The organism is Xanthomonas sp. NCPPB 1068 (assembly GCF_041479385.2).
In the GTDB taxonomy this organism is placed as follows: domain Bacteria; phylum Pseudomonadota; class Gammaproteobacteria; order Xanthomonadales; family Xanthomonadaceae; genus Xanthomonas; species Xanthomonas cannabis.
In genome coordinates this window covers 3,445,464-3,471,580 of sequence record NZ_CM192986.1, presented here as the reverse complement: position 1 = coordinate 3,471,580, position 26,117 = coordinate 3,445,464, and the positions used below count along the sequence as shown (strand labels likewise).

Annotated in this window: 19 protein-coding genes; 12 read left to right on the top strand and 7 right to left on the bottom strand. The window is 66.4% G+C overall.

Translation table 11 applies throughout. The features are described from left to right. Positions 1-204: 204 nt before the first annotated feature. Positions 205-630: a VOC family protein gene (locus ACCQ12_RS14675; protein ID WP_047695575.1), complete on the bottom strand. Its 426-nt coding sequence runs from the start codon at positions 628-630 to the stop codon at positions 205-207. 405 nt (positions 631-1,035) lie between these two features. After that, positions 1,036-3,417 carry a TonB-dependent receptor plug domain-containing protein gene (locus ACCQ12_RS14670; protein ID WP_372382061.1) on the bottom strand — a complete coding sequence of 794 codons (2,382 nt, stop codon included), beginning with the start codon at positions 3,415-3,417 and terminating at the stop codon, positions 1,036-1,038. A gap of 180 nt (positions 3,418-3,597) precedes the next feature. Here ACCQ12_RS14670 and ACCQ12_RS14665 point away from each other — a divergent pair, with 180 nt between their 5' ends. Continuing rightward, a complete protein-coding gene (locus ACCQ12_RS14665; protein ID WP_372382060.1) occupies positions 3,598-5,517 on the top strand; it encodes an ABC-F family ATP-binding cassette domain-containing protein in 1,920 nt (639 codons plus the stop codon). Positions 5,518-5,973: 456 nt separating this feature from the next. Here ACCQ12_RS14665 and ampR read toward each other — a convergent pair whose 3' ends face one another. Beyond that, positions 5,974-6,846 (bottom strand): LysR family transcriptional regulator AmpR, encoded by an 873-nt coding sequence (gene ampR / locus ACCQ12_RS14660; RefSeq protein WP_039405648.1) that lies wholly within the window; start codon positions 6,844-6,846, stop codon positions 5,974-5,976. A gap of 100 nt (positions 6,847-6,946) precedes the next feature. Here ampR and bla point away from each other — a divergent pair, with 100 nt between their 5' ends. Continuing rightward, the gene (bla, locus tag ACCQ12_RS14655) at positions 6,947-7,840 is read left to right on the top strand and encodes a class A beta-lactamase (RefSeq protein WP_047695301.1); all 894 of its coding nucleotides are present in this window, start codon (positions 6,947-6,949) and stop codon (positions 7,838-7,840) included. A gap of 149 nt (positions 7,841-7,989) precedes the next feature. On the opposite strand, the gene ACCQ12_RS14650 is transcribed toward bla, so the two are convergent. Further along, entirely contained in the window at positions 7,990-10,137 is a 2,148-nt protein-coding gene (locus ACCQ12_RS14650; RefSeq protein ID WP_372382059.1) for a phosphocholine-specific phospholipase C, read from the bottom strand. 158 nt (positions 10,138-10,295) lie between these two features. Then, on the bottom strand, positions 10,296-12,710 hold the full coding sequence (locus tag ACCQ12_RS14645; RefSeq protein WP_372382058.1) for a TonB-dependent receptor domain-containing protein: 2,415 nt from the start codon (positions 12,708-12,710) through the stop codon (positions 10,296-10,298). A gap of 191 nt (positions 12,711-12,901) precedes the next feature. Here ACCQ12_RS14645 and ACCQ12_RS14640 point away from each other — a divergent pair, with 191 nt between their 5' ends. Then, positions 12,902-13,882 (top strand): IS5 family transposase, encoded by a 981-nt coding sequence (locus ACCQ12_RS14640; protein ID WP_372382057.1) that lies wholly within the window; start codon positions 12,902-12,904, stop codon positions 13,880-13,882. 658 nt (positions 13,883-14,540) lie between these two features. Here ACCQ12_RS14640 and ACCQ12_RS14635 read toward each other — a convergent pair. Then, positions 14,541-15,785 carry an MFS transporter gene (locus ACCQ12_RS14635; RefSeq protein ID WP_372382056.1) on the bottom strand — a complete coding sequence of 415 codons (1,245 nt, stop codon included), beginning with the start codon at positions 15,783-15,785 and terminating at the stop codon, positions 14,541-14,543. A 415-nt stretch (positions 15,786-16,200) separates the two neighbouring features. Between ACCQ12_RS14635 and ACCQ12_RS14630 the strand changes: the two genes are divergently transcribed. Next, positions 16,201-16,515 carry an FmdB family zinc ribbon protein gene (locus ACCQ12_RS14630; protein ID WP_047695297.1) on the top strand — a complete coding sequence of 105 codons (315 nt, stop codon included), beginning with the start codon at positions 16,201-16,203 and terminating at the stop codon, positions 16,513-16,515. Positions 16,516-16,629: 114 nt separating this feature from the next. Here ACCQ12_RS14630 and ACCQ12_RS14625 read toward each other — a convergent pair whose 3' ends face one another. After that, positions 16,630-17,394, bottom strand: coding sequence for a DUF3011 domain-containing protein (locus ACCQ12_RS14625; protein ID WP_047695296.1), 765 nt, complete (start codon positions 17,392-17,394; stop codon positions 16,630-16,632). 157 nt (positions 17,395-17,551) lie between these two features. Between ACCQ12_RS14625 and aspS the strand changes: the two genes are divergently transcribed. The 8 genes from aspS (at position 17,552) to ruvB (ending at position 26,114) form a co-directional block, all read left to right on the top strand. Continuing rightward, a complete protein-coding gene (gene aspS / locus ACCQ12_RS14620; protein ID WP_372382055.1) occupies positions 17,552-19,318 on the top strand; it encodes an aspartate--tRNA ligase in 1,767 nt (588 codons plus the stop codon). A 194-nt stretch (positions 19,319-19,512) separates the two neighbouring features. Then, positions 19,513-20,040 carry a GNAT family N-acetyltransferase gene (locus tag ACCQ12_RS14615; protein WP_372382054.1) on the top strand — a complete coding sequence of 176 codons (528 nt, stop codon included), beginning with the start codon at positions 19,513-19,515 and terminating at the stop codon, positions 20,038-20,040. A 63-nt stretch (positions 20,041-20,103) separates the two neighbouring features. Beyond that, positions 20,104-20,781 (top strand): alpha/beta fold hydrolase, encoded by a 678-nt coding sequence (locus ACCQ12_RS14610; RefSeq protein WP_372382053.1) that lies wholly within the window; start codon positions 20,104-20,106, stop codon positions 20,779-20,781. Between the two features lie 89 nt (positions 20,782-20,870). After that, positions 20,871-21,605: a YebC/PmpR family DNA-binding transcriptional regulator gene (locus ACCQ12_RS14605; protein WP_372382052.1), complete on the top strand. Its 735-nt coding sequence runs from the start codon at positions 20,871-20,873 to the stop codon at positions 21,603-21,605. Positions 21,606-21,762: 157 nt separating this feature from the next. Further along, positions 21,763-22,284: a crossover junction endodeoxyribonuclease RuvC gene (gene ruvC / locus ACCQ12_RS14600; RefSeq protein ID WP_372383626.1), complete on the top strand. Its 522-nt coding sequence runs from the start codon at positions 21,763-21,765 to the stop codon at positions 22,282-22,284. A gap of 118 nt (positions 22,285-22,402) precedes the next feature. Then, complete coding sequence (gene ruvA / locus ACCQ12_RS14595) at positions 22,403-22,987, top strand: Holliday junction branch migration protein RuvA (RefSeq protein ID WP_039413813.1); 585 nt, start codon at positions 22,403-22,405, stop codon at positions 22,985-22,987. A gap of 53 nt (positions 22,988-23,040) precedes the next feature. Then, positions 23,041-24,948, top strand: coding sequence for a potassium transporter Kup (locus tag ACCQ12_RS14590; protein WP_039563631.1), 1,908 nt, complete (start codon positions 23,041-23,043; stop codon positions 24,946-24,948). A gap of 131 nt (positions 24,949-25,079) precedes the next feature. Continuing rightward, the gene (ruvB, locus tag ACCQ12_RS14585; protein ID WP_372382051.1) at positions 25,080-26,114 is read left to right on the top strand and encodes a Holliday junction branch migration DNA helicase RuvB; all 1,035 of its coding nucleotides are present in this window, start codon (positions 25,080-25,082) and stop codon (positions 26,112-26,114) included. The last annotated feature ends 3 nt before the right edge of the window (positions 26,115-26,117 follow it).

Genomic DNA, 26,117 nt, shown 5'->3' with positions numbered 1-26,117 from the left:
AGCTGCGGTGCGTTCCCAACCATTAACCACGTGTAACCGCATGTCAAATTTTGGTTACGTTGCGCGTGCAACCGTCATCGGAAATATGCGCATGAAAACGGTGCCAGCTTGCACCACGGTGATGCATCGCTTGCACCGGACCTACTGCCCCGCGGGTTTGCTTGCACCATCATGGACATCGATAACAGATATGAAAGTTCTGCATCAGAACGTGATTTGCACCATCTCGGCACTGCGTTGCGCAGGCCCATGGAAGACCGCTTCGATGTTGTTGCCATCGGGATCGAGCGCAAACGCCGCGTAATAGTTCGGGTGATAGGGGCGCACGCCCGGCGCGCCGTTATCGCGGCCGCCGTGGGCGAGTGCGGCCTGATGGAAGGCGTGCACCATGGCGATGTCGCGGGCCTGGAAGGCCAGATGGTGGCGGCCGGTCAGGACGCCTTGCGCGACGGTGTGCCGGTCGGAAACGAACAGTTCGTCGGCCCAGAAGAACCCATCGCCCTCGCCGCCGATCGGGACGCCGAGCGCATCGAGCACGGCCTGATAGAAACGTCGGCTTGCCGGCAGGTCCTGCACCACCAGATGCAGGTGATCGATCAAGCGACCGCGACACACGTTCGATGCGTCCATCTGCATGCTCCGGCAATGACAGGAACACCGCTCATAGCACGGCGCAGGCGCAGGCGCCGTCATCGTTCCGGCTGGTATGCGGACGGGGCGGGGCGGCGGCGCGGTGCCGCGTGCTAATGGAAGCGCCGTGTGTACGTCTACTCGTGCGATGCAGCCCTCAGCAGGCGCCTGCGGCCGCTGACGCGTGTGTCGCAATCGCCTGAACGCACACGCCCCGAACAGGGCCGGGGCGTGTGGTCGAACGACAACGGCGAAGCTGCAGCGCTGACGCCAGCAAATGCGTCAGCCTGCCCGCATCGCAAGGCACGGTCGGCGTTGCCAGATCCGCTGCGCCACGCGCAGTGCAGGCCGTCGTTGCCGCACCTCGCGACGGCAGCGGCGCTTGCCGCTGCCTGTGCGCATCGCTTACCAACGGTAGTTGATGCGCCCGTACACGTACGCACCGTTGAAGCCGAACGGCGACAGGTTGCTGTACGGAAACTGCCCGCTGGTGGAGTTGGCGAAGTTGTTCTCGTCCGGGTATTCGTCCAGCAGGTTGTCCGCGCCCAGCGTCAGCGTCCAGCGGTCGACCTTGTAGCTGGCCGAGGCATCCAGCACCCACTTGGCACCGAAGGTCTGGTCGTTGATCGCCGCCGCCGGGCGGGTGCTGTACTTGCCATAGCGCGTCGCGCCCAGCGCCAGCGTCCAGTGCTCGGAGTTCCAGCTGCCGTTGATCAGGAACTTGTCGCGCGGGAAGCCTTCTTCGATACGGCCACGCTCGGTGCGGTCGATACGCTCCAGGCTCAGCCCGTTGGCCGACAACGCCGCCGGGTTGGCCGCCACGCTGCGCACCTCGGTTTCCGAGTAGTTGTAACCGGCGGTCAGGTCCACGCTGCTGGCTGCAAGCTGCCAGCGATAGCTGCCCACCACATCCACGCCACGCGTGCGCGTATCCACCGCGTTGGTGAAGTAACGCCCGCCGTTGATGCCGAAGATGCCCTGCGCTTCCAGCAGGCTGCGCACGCCGGCACCGGTAAGGTTGGACGACAGTACGATGCGGTCGTCCACATCGATCTGGTACGCATCCACGGTGAGGTAGAGCGCATCGGTGGGCTGCAGCACCAGGCCCAGGCTGTAGGACAGCGAGGTCTCGGCATCCAGCGGCTCGGCACCGAAGGCACGCGCCACGTTACTGTCGGCCGGGAAGGTGCGGATCTCGAACGGGTTCGGGTTGCCGGCCAGGAAGGTTGTGCTGGTGGACTGGAAATACTGCTGCGCCAGCGACGGTGCACGGAAGCCCGACGACACCGTGCCGCGCAACGCGATCTTGTCCGTGAACGCATAGCGGCCCGACAACTTGCCCGAGGCCTGGCTGCCGAAGTCGTCGTAGTCCTCGTAGCGGCCGGCCAGGCCGGAAGAGAACTTGTCGGTGAAATCGGCTTCGATATCGGCGTACAGCGCATAGCTGTTGCGCGAGTACTGGCCCGACACACTCGGCGCGAAGCCGCCAAAGCCCTGCGCGCCGCCGGCCAACGTGCCCGCCTGGAAATACGAGCCCACTTCACCCGGCGACTGGTTCCACTTCTCGTTGCGGTATTCCGCACCGAAGGCCACCGTCACCGGATAGGCCAGGCCCCAGTCGAAGCCGCGCTTGACGTCCAGGTTGACGATGTTCTGCGTGGTCTCCAGCGCGCCGTCGTAGAACGAGGTGGGCGAGGTCGGCCCCAGGCTCACGTTGAGCGTGTTGCGGGTGTGGAAATCGATGCGGTTGTAGCCATAGTTGTAGCTGGCGTCCCAATCCCATCCGCTGGCGGTGGAACCGCGCACGCCGGCCACCAGCGAGCGGTCCTTGGCGTAGCTCTGGATCTCCGGCAAAAAGCCCTGCGGATAGATCGACAACAGGTTCTGCGAACTGCCCGGCGCGCGGAAGAACGCGAACGAGGTGATGTCGCGGTTGCTGGCGGTGGCAAACGCATAGCCGGTGATGCTGTCGCTGAACTGGTACTCAGTGTTGAGCGAGGCGGCCTGGGCATTGACGTCCGGGTCGCCGATCTTGAACGCCTTCTGGCCCACGGCCGGCTGCGAGACGCTGGGCGCGCCGGCATAACCGCGTGCGCGGTCGGTCGGGTCCTGCTGGTTGAGCTGGGCCGCCACATGCAGCCAGCCGCGGTCGCCGCCATACGCCACGCCGGTGTCGCCGGACAGCTCGTAGTTGTTGCCGTCGCCGGCCGAATACTGGCCGAAACCGGCCTGCAGGCTGCCGCCCTTCTCCGCTCCCTTGAGCACGATGTTGACCACGCCGGCGATGGCGTCGGAGCCGTACTGCGCCGAGGCGCCGTCGCGCAGCACTTCCACCCGCGCGATCGCCGCCACCGGGATGGTGTTCAGATCCACCGCGGCGGCGCCGCGGCCGATGGTGCCGTTGAGGTTGAGCAGCGAGGAGGTGTGGCGGCGCTTGCCGTTGACCAGCACCAGCACCTGGTCCGGCGACAGGCCACGCAGCTGCGCCGGCCGGATCGCGCTGGTGCCGTCGCTCAGCGCCGGGCGCGGGAAGTTCAGCGAGGGCAGGGCACGCGCCAGCGCGGTGGCCAGTTCCGGGGTGCCGGTGGCCTGCAGCGACTCGGCGCTGATGATGTCGATCGGCGACTGCGACTCGGCCACGGTGCGGTCGGACACGCGGGTGCCGGTGACGATCACCGTGTCCAGGGTGTTGGCGGTTGCCGGGGCGGCGGCGTCCTGCGCCAGGGCCGGCGCGGCAAGCAGTGCAGCGACCACGGCGGTCGCAAGCGAGGAAAGGGGGATGGTCATGACAACTCCGAAAACTGTGGGGCCGTGTGCGGCCGCTAAAGGCTAGGCAGGGGTGGTCGCGAGCGGGCGAAGACGGCGGCGGCCTACCTGAAGGCGCTAATTATTCGTTAACGCTAGAATGGCGTCGCAGGAATGCTGCTCATCTGCTCATTCCTTTTCGTTCTATCGGACTGTCCATCAATGATTTCCCTGCGCAACTTCTCCATGCGACGCGGCGAGCGTCTGCTGTTGTCCAACGTCGACCTGACCATGCATGCCGGCTACCGCGTCGGCGTGGTGGGCAGGAACGGCACCGGTAAGTCGAGCCTGTTCGCCGCGGTGAAGGGCGAGCTGGAGGCCGACAAGGGCGACGTGGACCTGCCCGGCAAGGTGCGCACCGCCAGCGTTTCGCAGGAAACCCCGTCGCTGCCCGACCCGGCGCTGTCGTTCGTGCTTGGCGGCGATATCGAGGTGTCCGCGGTGTTGCAGGAAGAGGCCGACGCGACCGCGCGCGAAGACTGGGAAGCGGTGGCCAACGCGCACCAGAAGATGGCCGAGCTTGGCGCGTACGACGCCGAGGCGCGTGCCGGCAAGTTGCTGCATGGCCTGGGCTTCCCGGCCGATACGCACCACCGCGCGGTCTCGTCGTTCTCCGGCGGCTGGCGCGTGCGGCTGAATCTGGCGCGCGCGCTGATGATGCCCAGCGACCTGTTGTTGCTCGACGAACCGACCAACCACCTGGACATGGACGCGGTGCTGTGGCTGGAGCAATGGCTGCTCAAGTACCCGGGCACCTTGTTGCTGATTTCGCATGACCGCGAGTTCCTCGACAACGTCGCCACCCACACCCTGCACCTGCACGGCGGCACCGCCAAGCTGTATGTCGGCGGCTACACCGATTTCGAACGCCAGCGCATCGAACACCTGCGCCAGCAGCAGATCGCCCACGACAAGGAACAGGCAGAACGCGCGCATCTGCAGAGCTTCATCGACCGCTTCAAGGCGCAGGCCAGCAAGGCGACGCAGGCGCAGAGCCGCATGAAGCGCCTGGCCAAGATGGCCGGTACCGAAGCGGTGCGCGCCGAGCGCGAGTTCCGCATCCAGTTCGCGCAGCCCAATCGGCTGCCGTTTTCGTTGATCCGCTTGAATCATGTACAGGCCGGCTATCCGGCTCCGACCTCCCTTCCCTCGCGTGCGGGGGAAGGTGCCCGCAGGGCGGATGGGGACGACGCTGCCACGGTCATCCTGCACGACGTCGGCTTCGGCCTGGAGGCGGGCGACCGCATCGGGTTGCTGGGGCCCAATGGCGCGGGTAAGTCGACGCTGGTCAAGACCTTGGTGGGCGAGTTGGCGCCGTTGGCGGGGGAGCGCAGCGCGCATCCGGACCTGCGCATCGGCTACTTCGCCCAGCACACGGTGGAGTCGCTGCATGAAGGCCAGTCGCCGATGGACCACTTCCGCGACCTGTCGCCGGATGGTTCCAACCAGGCGTTCCGCGATTTCCTGGGTAAATGGAATTTCGCCGGCGACCGCGCGTTCGAGGTGGTGGATGGTTTCTCCGGCGGCGAGCGCGCGCGTCTGGCGCTGGCGCTGATCGCCTGGCAGCAGCCCAACGTGCTGTTGCTGGACGAACCGACCAACCACCTGGACCTGGAAATGCGCGAGGCGCTGGCAGAAGCGTTGAGCGACTTCGAAGGCGCCATCGTGATGGTCTCGCACGACCGCCATCTGATCGGCCTGGTCTGCGACAGTTTCTGGCGCGTGGCCGATGGCGTGGTCGAGCCATTCGCCGGCGATCTGGACGAATACGCCGCCTGGCTGCGTAGCCGCCCGGCGGCGCAGGGCACCAAGCAGAAGATGGCCGAAGTGGCACCGACCCCGCCACCGCCGACCAAGCCGTTGCCGCCGAAGAAGGCCGTCAACCCGCACAAGCTGGCCAGCGCCGAAAAGCGCGTCGGCGAGCTGGAGGCGGCGCTGGCCGCGCTGGATCGTGAGCTGGCCAACCCGGGCAACTATGCCGACAGCGACAAGATGGCGGTGCTGGGGCGCAACCGCGAAACAACCGCCCAGCAGCTGGCCGCCGCCGAAGCGGCGTGGATGGAGCTGATCGACGGCGCGTAAGGCGGGACGAGATGATGCTGCTGCGTGTTGATCGTGCTGATCGATTCGCGCTTGCGGTAGGTGGTTTTCAGCGGTGCACGGCTTTGATGTTCTGCATCATGCGTCGACGGAGCAGTGTCTGGACCGAGCATGTGTGCTGCTCATCGGGTGTGTCTGGATCCCAGGTGGGTAGGGCAGTCGCCGCAGAATGCGTTGCGCTTCGCGCCCGTACCCTCATCCGGCGCTACGCGCCACCTTGTCCCCCACGAAGGAGGACAATGTCCCGGCGGGAGAAGGGCGCAAGCCGCAGCTCTGGTGATGAAAAGCCCCTCTCCCTGCGGGAGAAGGGTTAGGGTGAGGGTACGGCGGAAGACAGCCATCTTGATGGAGGGGCCAGATAAGGTGCGGCCCAGCCATCGCATACGGTCAAGGCTGTGTCGAGCATACGCACGCAGTCAACACACCACGCATCCAACGTCACCCCAGCCTTTGCTCCACCAGCAACCACGCAAGCAACCTCCTCCCCGCCTCACTCTCAGGCCGCGAACGTAGCCGCGTCAGCCAATAGCGTCCCGCATCGATCGTGATCGGGAACGGGCAGACCAGGCGCCCGGCATCCAGGTCCTGGCGAAACATCGGCAATGGCAACAACGCCACACCGGCGCCGGCCGCCGCAGCGCTGGCCAACGTCAACGACGAATCGAACATCGCCCCACGCGCGGGCACGCTCGCCGCTCCCGCGGCACGAAACCACTGCGGCCACTCATCCAGCCGATACGAGCGCAGTAACGGCACCCGCGCCAGATCGGCCGGCGTGTGCAGGCCGCGCGCCATGCTGGGCGCGCATACCGGCGCAAACGGTGCCTCCATCAGCGCATGCGCGATCTGGCCCTGCCAGTCGCCATCGCCGAAACGGATCGCCAGATCCAGCCCTTCGCCGGCCAGATCGACCCGGTTGTTGTGGGTGGACAGGCGCAATTCGATATCCGGATGCGCGGCATGAAAGGTCGGCAATCGCGGCAGCAGCCAGCCGGTGGCGAAGGTGCCCACCACGCCCACGCTGAGCACCTCGCGATAGCGCCCATCGGCGAAGCGCTCCAGGGTGGCGGCGATGCGGTCGAAGGCCTCGCCCAGCACCGGCGCCAGCGCCGCGCCCTCGTCGGTCAGCGCCACCCCGCGTGGCAGGCGGTGGAACAGGCTGGTGCCCAGCTGTTGCTCCAGCGCCTTGATCTGGTGGCTGAGCGCGGCCTGGCTCACGCACAGCTCGTTCGCCGCACGGGTCAGGTTTTGATGGCGTGCGGCGGCTTCGAACGCGCGCAGGGCATTGAGTGGGAGGCGGGGGCGGGGCATCGGAAGAGATTAGTTCAATTCATGCCTGGGATCGAAACATCGCGATGGTCGGCTGCGCCATGCGCATCGATACTGCGGGCTCCCTCAAGGAGGCAAACGCATGTTGAATCGGCGAGAGTTCTTGTACGCAACCGGCGCGGGCATGCTGTTTGCGGCGTCCAGACCCGCACTGGCGCTCAGTCCGGCGGTGAATATGGACGACATGCTGCGGGCACAGTGGGCGGACATCGAACGCGGCACCGGTGGTCGCCTGGGCATCAGCCTGCTCGGCAGCGCCCCCGGCTGGCGCCTCGGGCAGCGCGAGAACGAGCGCTTTCCGATGTGCAGTACCTTCAAATTTGTATTGGCTGCGGCGGTGCTGCGGCGGGTGGATCAGGGCAAGCTCACGCTGGCGCAACCGGTCAAGATCCGTGCCTCGGACATGCTTGAGCATGCGCCGGTCACCAAGCGGCATGTCGGCGGCACGCTGAGTGTCGGCGAACTGTGCCGGGCCACGATGATCCATAGCGACAACCCGGCCGCCAACCTGTTGTTTCCGCTGGTCGGCGACCCGGCCGGATTGACCGCTTTCCTGCGCAGCATCGGCGATGCCAAGACCCGCAGTGACCGCTACGAGCCGGAGATGAACGGGTTCGCCCCCGGCGAGCCGCGCGACACCACCACGCCTGCTGCGATGGCGTCCACGCTGCGCACGCTACTGCTTGGCGATGCGCTGCAGCCTGCCTCGCGCAAGCAGCTGACCGACTGGATGATCGACAACCGCACCGGCGACGATTGCCTGCGCGCGGGGCTCACGGCCGACTGGAAGATCGGCGACAAGACCGGTAGCAACGGCACCGATACCCGCAACGACATCGCCATCCTCTGGCCGCCGAAGGGCCAGCCGCCGCTGCTGCTGACGACATACTTGAACGGAGCCAAGGTCGACGCTGCTGCACGCGATGCGGCGCTGAAAGCGGTGGCGGTCGCGGTGCGGGAATGGTTTGCAAGGTGAGCCTGCCGACGCGACACGTGGCGATAGCGGCGCATGTCGATTGGGCAGGCACAATTCCGGCGAAGTTGCGACGTTCCTCCACGCAGCAGCGGTGATGCGGAGCGATGGTTGCCGCTGGCCAGCGGCAACATTCAACCTGGCACGGCCACTCAGCCCAGCGCATCGATCGCGACAGGTCTTTCCTGCTGCAGCCGCGCCGGTCCACCCATGGCGGGATCGCTGACGCTGTCGGCGCCGGTTTCGATGCGACCTGCCAGGCGCTGGGCCGCGCCGTGGTGGTGCACCCACAGGTCGTACCAGCCGCCGGTTGCTGCCGCTTTCCAACGGCGTTGCTTGGTCGCGCCGGGTGCAATGCTTAGGCGTTCGTGCGGCTGCGCGGCTGCATAGGCGCCTGGTTGCAGCTCCACCTGCACGGCAGCGCTGCCGCCATTGCGCAGCGATAGCAACACGGATGTGGCGTCGTCCGGATCTTGGCTGATCTCGGTCATCAGCAACGGGGCGCTCAGGTCGCCGCGATAGTGACGATGGAATCCGTTGGGGCCGATCAACCACAGATCGTAGCGGCCATCGCAGGTGGTCCAGTCGCCTTCCAGGATGGCGCCGGTGCCCACTGTGTAGCGGCGCGGCACCGCCGCCAGGTCGTAGCGGTCGTAGACCTGCAGTACCACCGTTGCACCGCTGTTGCCCATGCGTAGCCGCACCTCGCCGCGCTCTTGTGCATGTGCCAGTTGCACGCTCGGGCGATACGGTACGGCGCGCGAGCAGCGCAGGCCGAATGGCTGCGTGGGCGGCTGCAAGGTGGCCGGGAGTGGTGGCAGCGTGTGCTCGCGCAGGGCCGCTGCACGCGCTGCGGCATCGCCCACATCGGGCAGCGCCGCGGCGAACGGGCGTGCATCGGCACTGCGGAAATCGAACGCGTTGGTCAGATCGCCACACACCGCACGCCGCCACGGCGTGATCTCCGCTGCGGGCACGCCGAAGCGGCGTTCCAGCAAACGCAGCACCGAGGTGTGGTCGTACACCTGCGAGTCCACCCAGCCACCACGGCTCCATGGCGAGATCACATACATCGGCACGCGCGGCCCCAGCCCGTACGGGCGCCCGCGCAGCTCGGGCAGATCCACCTTCTGTTCGCCTGGCGCCGGGTGACGGTGGTAGTCGTCGTCGGTGGCGATGCTGGATGCGCCGGCAAATCCACCGGCGGCACGCGGATCCGGCGACGGCGGTGCGGGCGGCGGCATGTGGTCGAAAAAGCCGTCGTTCTCATCGAACATCAGCAGCAAGGCCGTGCGGCTCCATACCGCCGGATCGGCGGTGAGCGCATCCAGCACGCCTGCGGTGTAGGCCGCGCCCTGGGCGGGGCTGGACGGATCGGGGTGCTCGCTGCCGGCCGCATCGGCGATGACAAAGCTCACCGACGGCAGCCGGCCGCCCAACACGTCTGCGCGTAGCTGCTGCACACCACGCGTGCTGATGCCACGCGCACGCAACTGCGCGTCGTGACCAGGGCTGTTGCGGTACGCCTGCCGGAACGCGTCGAAGCCGGCCAGCGGGTTGTCGGTGAAGTTGTCGGCCATGTCCTGGTAGATCTGCCAGGACACACCCGCGCGCTGCAGCTGTTCGACATAGGTGGCCCAGCGATACGGCTCGGCAAAGCCGCCCAGTTCCGGAAAGTTGTCGTGCGAGTTGCCGATCACCGGCCCGCCATGACGCGCCTGCGGGTCGTTGCCGCCGGTCCACAGGAACACGCGATTGGAATTGGTGCCGGTCTGGATCGAGGCGTGGTACGCATCGCAGAGGGTGAACGCATCGGCAAGCGCGTACTGGAAGGGAATATCCGCACGCCCGTAGTAGCCCAGCGCGTGATTGTGCTTGGCTGCCGCCCAGTGCCCGAGCCGGCCATGGTCCCAGGCCTGCTGCGCATCCGGCCAGCTGTGCGGCGTGCCCTTGACGCGCATGAAGCCGAACTGCGCGGCGGTGTCCAGTGCAAACGGCGTCAGCCATTGCTTGCCGTCCTCGCTGGGTTGCAGCCACACCGTCCGCGCTGGAGCACCCGGCAACGGCGGCGCCGGAATCGGAAAGCGGTCGCCGAACCCGCGCACGCCGGGCAGGGCACCGAAGTAATGATCGAACGCGCGGTTTTCCTGCATCAGGATCACTACATGCTGCAGATCTTCCAGCGTGCCGCTGCGGCGATCGGGCGCGATGGCTGCGGCCCGCGCGATGCTGGGTAGCAGTGCCGTCGTGCCGGCGCTCAGTCCGGCCTGCAGAACGCGGCGGCGGGGAAGATCGATCATCGTGTCACCTGATTGGCTGAACCCTCACGAGTCCCTTCCACTGCCTGCGGGGGAAGGTGCCCGAAGGGCGGATGGGGGCGCAGTACCCGCACCTAAAAATCTCTGACTAGCGTAAGTCAGCAGCAGCGCCCGTGCACCGCGCACCGGTCGATCCGCCGTTACAGATCCAGCGTCAGCGTCAAACCGACCGTGCGCGGCGCCGCGATGAACGCGCTGTCGCTGCCATCCACGCCTTCCAGGTAGCGTTTGTCGGTGAGGTTGCTGACGTTGAGCGCCAGCTGCAGGCCGGTGAGCTGCGGCGAGAGCTGCGCCAGCTCCAGCCCCAGATTCGCATTGAAGGTGGTCACACCATCGAGCGCGGCGCGGTTGGACGCGTCCAGATAGCGCTTGCCCAGATAGCGTCCGGAGATGCCGAAGCGCCAGGCCTGGCCGCGCCAGTCGGCCGAGACCACCAGCGTATTGCGCGGTTGGCCGATGACCTGCGCACCGGGCGTGATCTCCAGTGCGGTATCGCGCGCGGCATCGCCGCTGCCCAGATAATCGGCCTTGTTGTAGGTGTAGGCACCATTGATGCGCCAACCGTTGTCCCAGCCGTAGCCCAGCGCCGCTTCCACGCCGCGTGCATGCACGCCACCGAAGTTTTCGTACACGCCATCGGTTTCGCCCAGGTAGTCGATACCGCTGACGAAGTTGGCCGGCACATACACGATGCGGTTGTCGAAACGGATGTCGTACAAGGTCACGCTGCCGGTCAGCGGCCAGCGGCTGATGCGCAGGCCAAGTTCGACGTTGTCGGCGGTTTCCGGTTTGACCCGGCTCAGTGCGATCGGGTCGGTTTCGCCCAGCACCCCGGAGGGGATGGCGGCAAAATTCTGCGAGTAACCGGCAAAGGCTTCCAGGCCCTGCAGCGGCGTGGTCCAGGTCAGGCCGGCGGACAGCAGCGGGTCCGAATGCGCATCCGATTGCACATGCTGCGCCTCGCCGATGCGGCGGTCGCGGGTCTGGTCGAGAAAGAACTGCTTGACGCCGACGCGCCAGGCGAACGCGCCGTAGCGCATCACATCTTCCACGTAGTACATCTGTTCGTCGGTCTGGTAGTCGTCCTTGAACTGCACCCAGTACGGCTGGTGATCGAAGCTGATATTGGTGCCGACATTGAGCAGGCGGTGCCAGTCGCGGGTGACGCTGCGCTCAAAGCGCTCCAGCCAGGCACCGGCGCGCACGGTGTTGTCGATGGCGCCGAGATCTGCACGCCATTCCACATCGGCCATCGCGCCGGCGCGGCGGTTGTCGTAGTGGCTGTGGCGGTACGACTGCACCGGTACCGAGCCGGCCGGGTAGCAGGCCGGATTGGATTCGGCCGGCACCGCATCGCTACCGGCGCAACCGGCCAGCATCGTCGCGGCCGCACCGCCGGGGGTGAGGTAATACAGCTTGCCCAGGTCGCTGCCGGCATACACGGTGTTGCCACCGCGCGCCTCGGATTCCACTGCGCCGGCGCCGTCGTTGGTGACGTCCACCAGATACGGCGGAATCCAGTCGCCACGGCCTTGCATGCGGTGCGCGTAGCCGGTCAATGTGGTCTTGAAGCCGTTGCCGCCATCGAAGGCGCCGCGCAGGTAACCGAAGGTGTTCTTGCGTAACGCGCGCGAGCCGGAGCGGTAGTTCTGGTCCAGATACGGAATGCCGGTGAGCGTGCCGGTCAACAGATCGTGCTCGGGGTCGCGTGCGAACTGTTCGGGTGTCACGCTGGTGTATTCGGATTCGTCGGCATCGTCGTAGGACGCGTAGCCGCTGAGCATCCACTTGTTCAATGCGCTGACGAATTTGCCGGCCAGGTGATCGCGGCTGGTGTGGCCGCTACCGTCGATCCAGTCGTCGTTACGCGCCGACGAGCCGCTGATCCAGGCGCGCGTAGTGCCGCCTAGCAGCCCGGTGTCGTAACGGGCGTAATACTTGCGTGCCTGGTTGTCGCCGATGCCGCCGATCACTCGCACACGCTGGGTGTCCAGCGGTTCGCCGGTGAGGTAATTCAAGGTGCCGCCCAGCGCTTCGTTCGAGCGCGATGCGATGTCGGCGGTGCCCTGGCTCACTTCCACCGTTTCCAGATCCGGCATGTCGATGAAGCGATTGGCCTTGGAGCCGCCGCCATAGGCCGAGCCGCCATTGGGCACGCCGTCGATGGTGGTGCCGATCTGTTGGGTATCGCGATTGCTGACGAAGCCACGCATGCTGATTTGGGTACCCCAATCCGACGAGCCGAATGCATCGGCCTCGGTCACCACCACGCCGGGCAGTTCGTTGAGCGCATCGTTGACGCTGCCCAGCACGAACTGGCGGTCCAGCATTTCCTTGCCGACGGAGGTCTTGGAATACGTCATCGCCTGGCCGACCACCTGCACCTGATCCAACGTGGACACTTGCTCGCCAGTGCCGGTCGGTGCGTCGCTCGCAACCCGGCCTGACGTTGCCCCGTCAGGAGCTTGCTGCGCATAAGCGGGCACGGCGAGTGGAACCAGCAGTAACGCAAGCGTGGCCGGGTGGCGCACGCGCGAGGAGGACGTCGAATCCATTGCAATCCAGCAAGCGGGGGGGTGTTCAAAGACTGCCGCGCTTGCGTTGCGTGATGATGACCGCGCTACGGATGGGGCTGCGATCACGCATAGCGATGCGTCGAGTTACAGCGACAGGATGATGTCTAGGGAATCTCTGAACAACGGGCCACAAAAGCGCGACACTACCGGTTTGGAGCGAGGAGGCATGCATGCAACTGACGTTCGGTGACGCCGAGGGCTTGGGCAAGCGTAAGCAAACCCGCCGCGAGATCTTTTTAGCCGAGATGGAGCGGGTCGTTCCGTGGCAGCAATTACTTGGTCTGATTGAGCCGCACTATCCGGTGTCAGGGAGGCCCGGTCGGCAGCCGTACGCACTGGCGACAATGTTGCGGATTCATCTACTGCAGCAGTGGTATGCGTTGAGTGATCCGGCGATGGAAGAGGCATTGCACGAGATCCCAACCCTGCGGCGTTTTGCCCAGCTCGGCGGCTTGGACAACGCTCCCGACGAGACCACGATTCTCAACTTTCGGCGCCTGCTGGAGACCCATGACCTTGCTGCACGGATGCTGGAAGCGGTCAACGCGCATCTGGCGCGCAGGGGCCAGAGCCTGCGGGCGGGAACGATCGTCGATGCGACGCTGATCGCTGCGCCCAGCTCGACCAAGAATGCCGATCATGCGCGCGACCCTGAGATGCATCAGACCAAGAAGGGCAACCAGTGGTATTTCGGAATGAAGGCGCACATCGGCGTAGATGAGTTTTCTGGGCTGGTGCACCACGTCCGTTGCACGGCCGCCAATGTGTCCGATGTGACGGTGATGCACGCGTTGCTGCATGGCAAGGAAGACAGCGTGTTCGGCGATAGCGGCTATACCGGTGCGGAAAAACGCGACGAGCTGCAGCGCTGCGAGGCTGCATTCTTCATCGCCGCCAGGCCTTCGACAGTCCAAGCCATCGGCAACAAACACGAGCGTGCTCGGGAGCAGCGTTGGGAACACTTCAAGGCCAGCGTGCGTGCGAAGGTGGAGCATCCATTCCGGGTGATCAAGCGGCAGTTTGGCTACACCAAGGTGCGCTATCGCGGTTTGGCCAAGAACACCGCGCAGGTGATGACGTTGTTTGCGCTGTCGAACCTGTGGATGAAGAGAAAGCAGTTACTGCCGACTGCGGGAGGCGTGTGCCTGTAATCCGGAGATGACCTCCGGACTGCGCCGGAAATGGTGTAAATCCGCCTATCCGGACGCGACTCCTCGGAGCAACGCATGTTGCTCATCCTCAGGTCTCGTTGATCAGACCATCCCTAGTGGACGCTGGTGTTCCCAGCCTTCCGGTGAGATCTCCGATACGAGACGACGTCATCTGTCGTCGGAGGTCTGGTTCAAAGCCGAGCCGGGCGAGCGCGCGGCGGATTCACCGCGCGCGGGACACGCGATGAATCCGTCAGCGCCGGCTCGGTGAGGACACCATGCCAGACAGTTGGTTGGTGGTTTTGTTCAAGAACTGAGGGCGCCGCGCCACTAGGTTGCTGGTTGCCTGTCGCTTGTTGAAAACCTTGCGCACCGACCATCGCAACTGGTCCTTGCCCGCCCACCGTCGCGGGACCCTTGGCGGCATGGATGCCGCGCCAGCGCCTACATGGACGTACTTGCGGCGTGTCCTGCGATGGTGGGCGGGGCAAGAGCCCTGCAATCAAGCAGCAGATCGAGTGCTCCACTGCTGATCTACCCACCAGGTTGTCTACCAGCTGCTCTGCCTTGCGGGCACGTCTCGCGCTGGTGAGCAGGCAAGGTCATACAGCAAAGGACAACTCATTCGCACTGTAGATGACGACAGCGAAGAGGTGTGTCAGCCGCCCTTGATGTGCGGCGATGCTTCGGCCTGCTGCGTTTCCGGCATCAGCTCCAGCGCCGATGGCGTGGTACGCAGCATCGGGCGGAAGGAGATGGGATGGGTGCGGCGGCGGGTGAAGCGCAGCAGCCGCGACAGCGTGAATCCGGCCAGCGCCAGCAGCATCACCGCGAAATACACCGGCAAGGCTGCCGGGCCGAACTTCTGCATTGCACCGCCGGCCAGCGCCGGGCCGATCGCCGCACCCACACCGTGTACCAGCAACAGACTGCTGCAACCGGACAGCAGGTCTTCGCGCGGCAGGTAATCGAGCATGTGCGCAACCGCAAACGGGTACAGCGAAAACGCCAACCCGCCGTAAACGAAAAACAGCACGAACAACACGGTGGTCTGCGTCTGCACTATCGGCATGGCGGCAGCGATGGCGATACCGGCGGCCAGTACGCTCACCGTGACCAGGCCGATGCGGCGGTCATGTCCGTCGCTGATGCGCCCGATCGGCCACTGCAGCACCGCACCGCCCACGATGGCAGCGAGCATGAACATCGCCACGCCGTCGGCATCCAGCCCGATGCGGCTGGCGTAAACCGGCAACAGACCCCAGAACGCACCCATCGCCAGTCCGGAAAGGCCGGCACCAACCGTCGCCACCGGCGCCAAGGCGTACAGCGTTTTCAGTCGCAGGCGCGAGACCTGCGGTACCTCGGGCGGGATCAGCCGCGTGGTCATCACCGGCATCACCGCCGCGCAGATCAGGATCGCCGTCAGCGTAAACATCGCCGGTGCACCTGCATCGCCGATGCTGAGCAGGATCTGGCCCAGCGCCAGCGCCGATAGATTGATCGCCATGTAGACCGAAAATACCCGGCTGCGCCGACGCGCATCCGGCTCGGCGTTGAGCCAGCTTTCGATCACGGTGTACAGGCCGACCAGCGCCGCGCCGGTGACCAGGCGCAACACGCCCCAGCCCCAGGGATCGAGCCAGATCGGATGCAGCAGCACCGCAATCGCCGCAAGCGATGCGTAGAACGCGAATGCACGGATATGTCCGATGCGGCGGATCAACGGCGGCGCGAAGAAGGTGCCGAGGAAGAAACCGGCGAAGTAACCGGACATGATCAGGCCCAGCGCACGCGCATCGAAGCCGGCCTGGCCACCGCGCACGGCGAGCAAGGTGCCAAGCAGCCCACTGCCGGTCAGCAGCAGGGCAACGCCGAGCAATAAGGCAGTCAGCCGCAGCATGGATGCGGCCCTCGTGGGGGGAAAGGCGCGTCGATCACGTATTCGAGTGTAGCAGCCCGGGCAATGCGGCTCAGTCCGGATCTCGCCGCGCGCAGCCTGCAGCGACGGTCGCCCGCACCGGCATGAACTACATCGCATGTGGGTGCGGATGGGCGACCCGCGCACGCGATGCCCGTGTTGCCACGGAGCAGTCGGACCGGATGATCGCGTGGCGGCTGTCGTACTTGCCGGCGTGCTGTCTCAACCGGCTGGCCACTGCGGCATCGCATCGCGTCGCCGGCGTCTCCGCGCATCACGCAGTGCGACGTGCCAACGCATCAGGCCCCATCTTCGCGCGCACCGGTTGGCCATTGCGCCGACGCACCCGCATCCGTCTAGAATCTGCGCCCCTGCATCGTCTTCCTCATCTTCTGCCATGCCCATCTACGCGTTCCAGTGCACCACCTGTGGCCATTCGTTCGACCGCCTGCAGAAGATGGCCGACCCCGATCCGCAAAGCTGCCCGGCCTGCGCCGCGGCCACGATCAAGCGCCAGGTCACCGCGCCGTCGTTCCGGTTGTCCGGTAGCGGCTGGTACGAGACCGATTTCAAGTCGGCCGGCGAAAAGAAGAAGAACCTCACCGACAGCAGCAGCGCAGGCGGCGAGGCCAAGCCTGCCGCGGCCGGCGACAGCAAGCCAGCAGCTGCACCGGCCGCAGCAGCGGCGAAGCCGGCATCCGGCGCGGCGTGACGGCGACCCTGCCAGGCGGCGACACCTGCACGACTTGCGCGACGAAAACGACGCAGGCCGGCCCACGCCGGACCGACCTGTGGATTCCCGCCTGCAACGGCCCCCGTTCAACCCTCAGCGGGCATCGAACCGCGCGCGGCAGCCATCGTTGACCCAGACCGTCGAGCGGCGCGAGTCGTAGCCCCAGGTGCGGCCTTCCTCGCAGCGCGTGTCCGATAGCTGGCGGGTCAGCATCGGGCGGCCGGCGTCCGCGTCCCACTTGCAGGTGCGCAGGCGGCGGTCGTCGCTGTTGCAGGTCACCGAGTAATCGCCGCGAGGGCCGCCGCCGCGGTCATCCCGATCCCAGCCGCCGCCACGGGCCTGCGCAAAATCGGCCCGGCAGCCGTCGTCCACCCAGATGCGGCCTTGTTCCTGATGCCAGTTGCGGCCCTCCACGCAGGGGGTGCCGGAGAGCTGGCGCACGATCATTGCGCGCCGCCAACCGGTATTGCAGACCGCCTGGCGCTGGTCGCGGCTCTCGCAGCGCACCGTGCCGGCTGCGGCGTTGCCGGGGCGATCGTCGCCACCATTCCAGCCACCACCGCCCCAGCCGCCGCGGGCCTCGGCAAAACGGCCGCGACAGCCGTTGTCCACCCAGATCCGGCCGCGGTCGCTGCCCCAGTTGCGCCCTTCGATGCAGCGCGTGCCGGAAATGTTTTCCACCAGCGCCGCGCGGCCACGGAAAGGGGTGTCGCATTCGCGGCGGCGGTTGTCGTTGCTGGAACAGGTGACGGTCTGGCCGTTCCAGCCACGGTCCTGCGCGGCGGCGGGACGGCTGGCCAGCGCGCCACCGAAGGCGAGGAGGCTGAAGCCGGAGATCAGCAGGGCGGTGCGCAGCATCGTGGCGTCCTTGGTGCGGGAGGGGCGTGGCGCCTATTCAGCCGGGCGCCGACTTAAGCGCCGGTGACCGCCGCCGCATTTGCTCCTGCCGCCCGCCGGCCCCAGAATATCCGGCTTTCCGGCGCTGTCCTGCGTCGGGTTTTCAGCGGAGCTTTCGATGCGTACCCACTTCTGCGGCCTGGTCGACGAGACCATGATCGGCCAAACCGTCACTCTCGCCGGCTGGACCGACGTGGCCCGCAATCTGGGCGGGGTGTGCTTCATCGACCTGCGCGACCACGAAGGCATCGTGCAGGTGACGGTGGAGCCGGTGGCTGGCGACGACGTCAGCGCAGAGTTGTTCAAGGTGGCAGCCAGCCTCGGCTACGAGGACGTGCTGCAGGTGGAAGGCGTGGTACGTGCGCGCCATGCGGTCAACGACAAGCTGCGCACCGGCAAGGTGGAAGTGATCGCCACGCGCATCAGCATCCTCAACAAGGCCGCGCCGCTGCCGTTCCACGCGCACGAGAACCCCGGCGAAGACACCCGCCTGAAATACCGCTATCTGGACCTGCGCCGTCCGGAAATGCAGCGCATGCAGCGCACTCGCATCAAGCTGGTGCAGGCGCTGCGCCGGCACCTGGATGCACGCGATTTCCAGGACATCGAAACCCCGATCCTGACCAAGGCCACTCCGGAAGGCGCGCGCGACTTCCTGGTGCCGGCGCGCATGCATCCGGGCGAGTTCTACGCATTGCCGCAGAGCCCGCAGCTGTTCAAGCAGATCCTGATGGTGGCCGGCTTCGACCGCTACTACCAGATCGCACGCTGCTTCCGCGACGAAGCGCTGCGCGCCGATCGCCAGCTGGAATTCACCCAGCTCGACATGGAATTTGCCTTCGTGCGCGAACGCGACGTGCAGGATTTCGTCGAGGACATGATCCGCGCCATCTTCAAGGAAGTGGTGGACGTCGAGCTGGCCGCGCAGTTCCCGCGCATGACCTGGGCCGAGGCGATGCGTCGCTATGGCTCGGACAAGCCGGACCTGCGTATCGATCTGGAATTGGTCGATGTGGCCGAGCTGGTCAAATCCAGCGAATTCCCGGTGTTCACCGCGGCCGCCAACGATGCCGACGGTCGCGTTGCCGCGCTGCGCATCCCCGGTGGCGCCACGCTGTCGCGCAAGCAGATCGACGAATACGCCGCGCATGCCGCCAAGTACGGTGCCAAGGGTCTGGCCTACGTCAAGCTCTCGGAGACCGGTGAGGTCAGCTCGCCGATCGCCAAGTTCTTCAGCGAAGAGGCGTTTGCCGCGCTGCTCAAGCGCGTGGGTGCAGGCAATGGCGACATCGTGTTCTTCGGTGCCGGCGGCTACAACAAGGTGTCCGATTTCATGGGTGCGCTGCGCCTGAAGGCCGGCAAGGAGTTCAACCTGGTCGCCGATGGTTGGGCGCCGCTGTGGGTCACCGATTTCCCGATGTTCGAATGGGACGACGAGGCGCAGCGTTACGTCGCCTTGCATCACCCCTTCACCGCACCGGCGGTGGACGACATCGCCGACCTGCGCGCCAATGCCCGCACCGCGGTGTCGCGTGGCTACGACATGGTGCTCAACGGCAATGAAATCGGCGGCGGCTCCATCCGTATCCATCGCCCGGACATGCAGAGCGCAGTGTTCGAGCTGCTCGGCATCGGCGCCGAAGAAGCGCGCGCCAAGTTCGGCTTCCTGCTGGATGCCCTGAACTACGGCGCCCCGCCGCACGGCGGCATCGCCTTCGGTATCGACCGTATCGCTGCACTGATGGCCGGCACCGAATCCATCCGCGACGTGATCCCGTTCCCCAAGACCACCGGCGCACAGGACCTGATGACCGACGCCCCGTCGCCGATCGCCGCCGAACAGCTGGCCGAGGTGCACGTGCAGGTGCGCCCCAAGCAGGCCTGACCTGCGCGAAAGCACGGCCACGCCCCGCGCGTGGCCGTGTTGACCTGCCAGGCGCCAACGACCTTGGCGAAGTAGTGGCGACCCATCCGTGCGCCGCGCTCAGGCGCCGCATTTCCGGATTCCCGATTCTCCACTTGCAGCAGCGCCGCCGCATGCGAGAAGCTGCCACGTCCCATCCGGTACGAGAGGCCCGCATGACCCGCATCCGCCGCGCCACACCGGACGATGCCGAAGCGCTGTCGCTGTTGGCCGCACAGACCTTTACCGAAACCTTCGGGCATCTGTATCCAGAAGAAGACCTGCGTGGTTTTCTCGAAGAAACGTATGCGGTCGAGCGCGCGCGCATCGTGCTGGCGCATCCGGACTACGCGATCTGGTTGCTGGAGATGGACAACTTGTTGGTTGGCCATGCCGCCGCCGGCCCCTGCGGGCTGCCGCACGCAGACGTACGCCCAGCCGATGGAGAACTCAAGCGGCTGTATCTGATGAAGGACTACCAGAACAGCGGTTGGGGCAGCCGGCTGTTCGAAACCGCACTGGAGTGGCTGGAGCGCGACGGCCCGCGCACCCTGTGGATCGGCGTGTGGTCGGAAAACTTCGGCGCGCAGCGGTTCTATGCGCGCTACGGTTTCGAGAAAGTGGGCGAGTACGACTTCCCGGTTGGCAAAGTTGTCGATCGCGAACACATCCTGCGTCGCAGGCCGCTGATCGCGGCCGATTGACGGCATGCCGGCACCGTCCGCACTTGCCCGGCGATTGCGCGCCACCTGCAGGCAACCGCGCTGATGCCCGGCGCGGCCGCTGCATTTCCAGGTGCAGCCAGGCGCGCCTCGCGCGAGCCGGCGACCACCGCCACCGCCGACGTGCTGCTGGTCCACGGCATCTGGAACACCGCCCACTGGCTGCTGCCGCTGGCCCGGCGGCTGCGGAGCGAGGGACTGGCGCCTGCAGTGTTCGGCTATGCCAGCGTGTTCGGCGGTCCGGCGCAGGCAGTGCCGCAATTGATCGCGCGGCTGCGCGCCAGCCGTGCACAACTGTTGATCTGCCATAGCCTCGGCGGCCTGGTGGCCCTGCAGGCATTGCAGGACGCGCCCGATCTGCCGGTGCGTCGGGTGGTCTGCCTTGGCTCGCCGCTGCGCGGCAGTGCCGCCGCGCGCAGCCTCGCCCGGCGTGGCGGCGTATGGGCCATGGGCCGCAGCGCCGCGCTGTTGCAGCACGGGTTCACCCGTTGGGACGGGCCGGCCGAGATCGGCCAGGTGGCCGGCTGCGTGCCACGCGGCGTCGGCCGCTGGCTGGCGCCACTGGACGCCGGCTCCGACGGCACCGTTGCGCTGGCCGAGACCCGCCTGCCCGGCCTGCGCGACCATTGCGTGGTGGAGGCCAGCCACAGCGGCTTGTTGCGCTCGCCCGAGGCGGCCCGGCAAGCCCTGGCCTTCCTCCGCAACGGCCACTTTGCGCCTTGAACATCCGCTGGCGCATGTCGGCGCCCCGGTGCGGGCGAGCAATCAGGTAAAATCCGCGCCCTGTCATCCAAGCCAGTCTGGAACCACCCATGGGTAGAGGCCCCTCGATCGAAGGCCGCAAGAACGCCTCCGACGCCAAACGCGGCAAGATGTTCACCAAGATCATCCGCGAGATCAGCGTGGCCGCACGCGCCGGCGGCGGCGACCCGTCCAACAATCCGCGCCTGCGCACCGCCATGGACAAGGGCCTGTCGGCGAACATGTCCAAGGACGTGATCGAGCGCGCCATCAAGAAGTCCACCGGCGAGCTGGAAGGCGTGGAATACGAAGAAGTGCGCTACGAGGGCTATGCGCCCGGCGGCGTGGCGGTGATCGTGGACTGCCTGACCGACAACCGCGTGCGCACCGTGGCCGACGTGCGCCACGCCTTCAGCAAGTGCGGCGGCAACATGGGCACCGACGGCTCGGTGGCCTTCATGTTCAAGCGCCTGGGCGTGCTGAGCTTTGCCGCCGGCACCGACGAGGACACCCTCACCGACGCGGCCATCGAGGCCGGCGCCGACGATGTGGTGGTGTACCCGGAAGACGGCGCCATCGACGTGCTAACCGCCCCGGACGTCTTTGCCCAGGTCAAGGACGCCCTGGTCGCTGCCGGGCTGGAACCGGCGCATGCCGAAATCACCTTCCGCGCCGACAACGACATCGCCGTGGACGGCGACACCGCCGTGCAGGTGCGCAAGCTGCTCGACATGCTCGAAGACCTGGACGACGTCCAGGACGTGTATTCGAACGTCGACCAAGCGGCGCTGAGTGGCGGGGGCTGATCTTATGAAGGCCGGGACCCGGGACCCGGGACCCGGGTCGCGCAACGGCAGTTCACTGACGCCGGAGGCTGCACATGCGCATGCCGCACCCAGTCGCGGCGGCCGGGCTGTCATTGCTTCTTCGGGTCCCGGGTCCCGGGTCCCGGGGCCCGGCCCCATCCGCATCCTGGGCATCGATCCCGGCTCGCAGCGCACCGGCATCGGCATCATCGATATCGACGAAGGCGGGCGCAGCCGGCATGTGCACCACGCGCCGCTGGTGCTGCTGGGCGAGGGCGACTTTGCGCAGCGGCTCAAGCGCCTGCTGCACGGGCTGGGCGAGCTGATCGAGACCTACCGGCCGGACGAGGTAGCGATCGAGAAGGTGTTCATGGGCAAGAGCGCCGATTCGGCGCTCAAGCTCGGCCATGCACGTGGCGCGGCGATCTGCGCGGTCGTCATGCGCGATCTGCCGGTGCACGAGTACGCTGCCACCGAAATCAAGCTGGCGCTGGTCGGCAAGGGCGGCGCGGACAAAGTGCAGGTGCAGCACATGGTCGGCATCATGCTCAACCTGAAAGGCAAGCTGCAGCCCGACGCCGCCGACGCACTGGCGGTGGCCATCACTCACGCCCACGTCCGCGCCACCGCGCAACGTCTGGGCGTCAATACGCAACAGGCCTGGAGCCGCAAAAGATGAGAATCGGGAATCGGGAATCGGGAGTCGGGAATTGCAAGAGCAGGGTCCAGAGCAGCGCACGCTGTTTCGATTCCCCATTCCCGATTCCCCATTCCCGGCACCGCCAAGGCGGTGCCGCGTGATCGGCCGTCTGCGCGGGATCCTGGCCTACAAGCAGCCGCCGTGGCTGGTGATCGACGTGGGCGGGGTGGGCTACGAGCTGGAGGCGCCGATGAGCACCTTCTACGACCTGCCCGACGTCGGTCGCGACGTCATCCTGTTTACCCATTACGCGCAGAAGGAAGACAGCGTGGCGCTGTACGGCTTCCTGCGCGAGGGCGAGCGGCGGCTGTTCCGCGACGTGCAGAAGGTCACCGGCATCGGCGCCAAGATCGCGCTGGCAGTGCTATCCGGCGTCAGCGTGGACGAGTTCGCCCGCCTGATCACCAGCGGCGACATCACCGCGCTCACGCGCATCCCCGGCATCGGCAAGAAGACCGCCGAGCGCATGGTGGTGGAGCTGCGCGACCGCGCCGCCGACTTCAGCAGCGGTGCGCCGATCACCGGCCAGCTCGGCCCGGATGCGGTGTCCGAAGCCACGGTGGCCTTGCAGCAGCTGGGTTACAAGCCGGCCGAGGCCACACGCATGGCACGCGAGGCCGGGGCAGAAGGCGACGACGTCGCCATGGTCATTCGCAAGGCTCTGCAGGCCGCGCTGCGTTAAGCAGCCTCGACCTTTCCCATTCTTCACGCCCTTCGGCGATACCCTGCCCACTCATGTCACAGACCTCCACTCCTGCAGCGGGCCACGGCCACGCGCCCGCCAACAGCCATATGGCCTTGGTCATCGGCGCCATCGGCGTCGTGTTCGGCGATATCGGCACCAGCCCGCTGTACACCCTGAAGGAGGCGTTTTCGCCGCACTACGGGCTGAGCAGCGACCACGACACGGTGCTGGGGGTGCTGTCGCTGGCGTTCTGGGCACTGATGATCACGGTGACGCTCAAGTACGTCACCATCATCATGCGCGCCGACAACGAGGGCGAGGGCGGCATCATGGCGTTGATGGCGCTGACCCAGCGCACCCTCAAGCAGGGCTCGCGTTCGGCGTATGTGGTGGGCATTCTCGGCATCTTCGGCGCCTCGCTGTTCTTCGGCGACGGCGTGATCACCCCCGCCATTTCGGTGATGGGCGCGGTGGAAGGCCTGGAAATCGCCGCGCCCAGCCTGCATCCCTTCATCGTGCCGATCACCGTGGTGGTGCTGCTGATCGTGTTCATGGTGCAGCGTTTCGGCACCGAGACCGTGGGCAAGGTGTTCGGCCCGATCACCTGCCTATGGTTTTTGTCGCTGGGCGCGATCGGCGCCTGGAACATCGTCGACGCACCGGAGGTGATGAAGGCCTTCAACCCGTGGTGGGCGATCCGCTTCTTCATCGAGCACGGTTGGCACGGGGTGTTCATCCTGGGCGCGGTGGTGCTGGCGGTGACCGGCGGCGAGGCGCTGTACGCGGACATGGGGCACTTCGGCGCAAAGCCGATCCGCCACGGCTGGTATTTCTTCGTGCTGCCGATGCTGCTGCTCAATTACCTGGGCCAGGGCGCGCTGGTGCTCAATCACCCGTCCGCACTGAAGAACCCGTTCTTCGAAGCGGTGCCCGGCTGGGCGTTGTACCCGATGATCATCCTGGCCACGCTGGCGGCGGTGATCGCCTCGCAGGCGGTGATCACCGGCGCCTATTCGGTGGCCCGTCAGGCCATGCAGCTGGGTTATATCCCGCGCATGCTGATCAAGCACACCTCGCGCGACACCATCGGCCAGATCTACGTACCCGGCATCAACTGGCTGCTGATGGTGATGGTGATCGCGCTGGTGCTGATCTTCCGCAGCTCCACCAACCTGGCGGTGGCCTACGGCATCTCGGTGTCGATGACCATGCTGATCGACACCCTGCTGCTGGCCCTGGTTGCCCGCGCGCTGTGGCCGCGCTGGCGCAACTGGGTGCTGCCCCTGTGCGTGGTGTTCTTCATCATCGAACTGGCCTTCGTGATCGCCAACGGCGCCAAGCTGCTGCAGGGTGCCTGGTTCCCGCTGGCGCTGGGCATCGTGGTGTTCACCCTGATGCGTACCTGGCGCCGCGGCCGCGCGCTGCTGCGCGAGGAAATCCGCAAGGACGGTATCCGCATCGACAGCTTCCTGCCGGGCCTGATGCTGGCCCCGCCGGCGCGCGTGCCGGGCATGGCGGTGTTCCTGACTGCCGACCCGATGGTGGTGCCGCATGCACTCATGCATAACCTCAAACACAACAAGGTGCTGCACGAGCGCAACATCTTCCTCAACGTCGATACCCTGCCGATTCCGTATGCGCCGGTGGACAAGCGCCTGCAGATCGAATCGATCGGCGACGAGTTCTACCGCGTGTATGTGCGCTTCGGCTTCATGGAGACGCCCGACGTGCCGCTGGCGCTGATGCGCTCCTGCGACCAGGGCGGTATCCATTTCGATCCGATGGACACCACCTTCTTCGCCAGCCGCGAGACCATCGTGGCCAGCGCCAACCGCGGCATGCCGATCTGGCGCGACAAGCTGTTCGCGCTGATGCATCGCAATGCCGCGCCGGCCACCGGTTTCTTCCGCATCCCGGGCAATCGCCTGGTGGAGCTCGGCGCGCAGGTGGAGATCTGAGGCCGCCGGTGGCGGCCCGGGATCGGGGATTGGACAGTCGGGATTGGCAAGAGCGTAGCGCCGGAGGCGCACTGCGGCCCATACTAGTGTGCTGCCAATCCCGTCTGCCGAATCCCCAATCCCCGCCCTGAATGGACCGCATCATCGCCAGCAGCTCCACCCGCGAGGACGAAGCCGCCGATGCGAGCATCCGTCCCAAGCGCCTGGCCGACTATCTCGGCCAGCAGCCAGTCCGCGAGCAGATGGAGATCTACATCCAGGCGGCCAAGGCGCGCGGCGAGGCCATGGACCATGTGCTGATCTTCGGCCCGCCCGGGCTCGGCAAGACCACGCTCAGCCATGTGATCGCCAATGAGCTCGGCGTGAGCCTGCGGGTGACATCCGGCCCGGTGATCGAGAAGGCCGGCGATCTAGCGGCGCTGCTGACCAACCTGCAGCCGCACGATGTGTTGTTCATCGACGAGATCCATCGCCTGTCGCCGGTGGTGGAGGAAGTTCTGTATCCGGCGATGGAAGATTTCCAGATCGACATCATGATCGGCGACGGCCCGGCTGCGCGCTCGATCAAGATCGACCTGCCGCCGTTTACCCTGATCGGCGCCACCACGCGTGCCGGCCTGCTGACCGCGCCGCTGCGCGACCGCTTTGGCATCGTGCAGCGCCTGGAGTTTTATTCGCCCCAGGAGCTGACCCGCATCGTGATCCGCTCGGCCGCGATCCTGGGCATCGACTGCACACCCGAGGGCGCCGCCGAAATCGCGCGCCGCGCCCGTGGCACCCCGCGGATTGCCAACCGCCTGCTGCGCCGGGTGCGCGACTACGCCCAGGTCAAGGCGGCCGGCCACATCGATCTGCCAGCGGCGCAGGCCGCCATGCAGATGCTGAAAGTGGACCCGGAAGGCTTCGATGAGCTCGACCGCCGCATGCTGCGCACCATCGTCGAGCATTTCGATGGCGGCCCGGTGGGCGTGGAATCGCTGGCCGCCTCGCTGTCGGAAGAGCGCGGCACGTTGGAAGACGTGATCGAGCCCTACCTGATCCAGCAGGGCTTCCTGATCCGCACCGCGCGTGGCCGCATGGTCACCACCAAGGCCTATCTACACCTGGGCCTGAAGCCGCCACGCGACCGCGCCGCAGGCATCGGCGAACCGGGAGAGCTGTTTTGATGG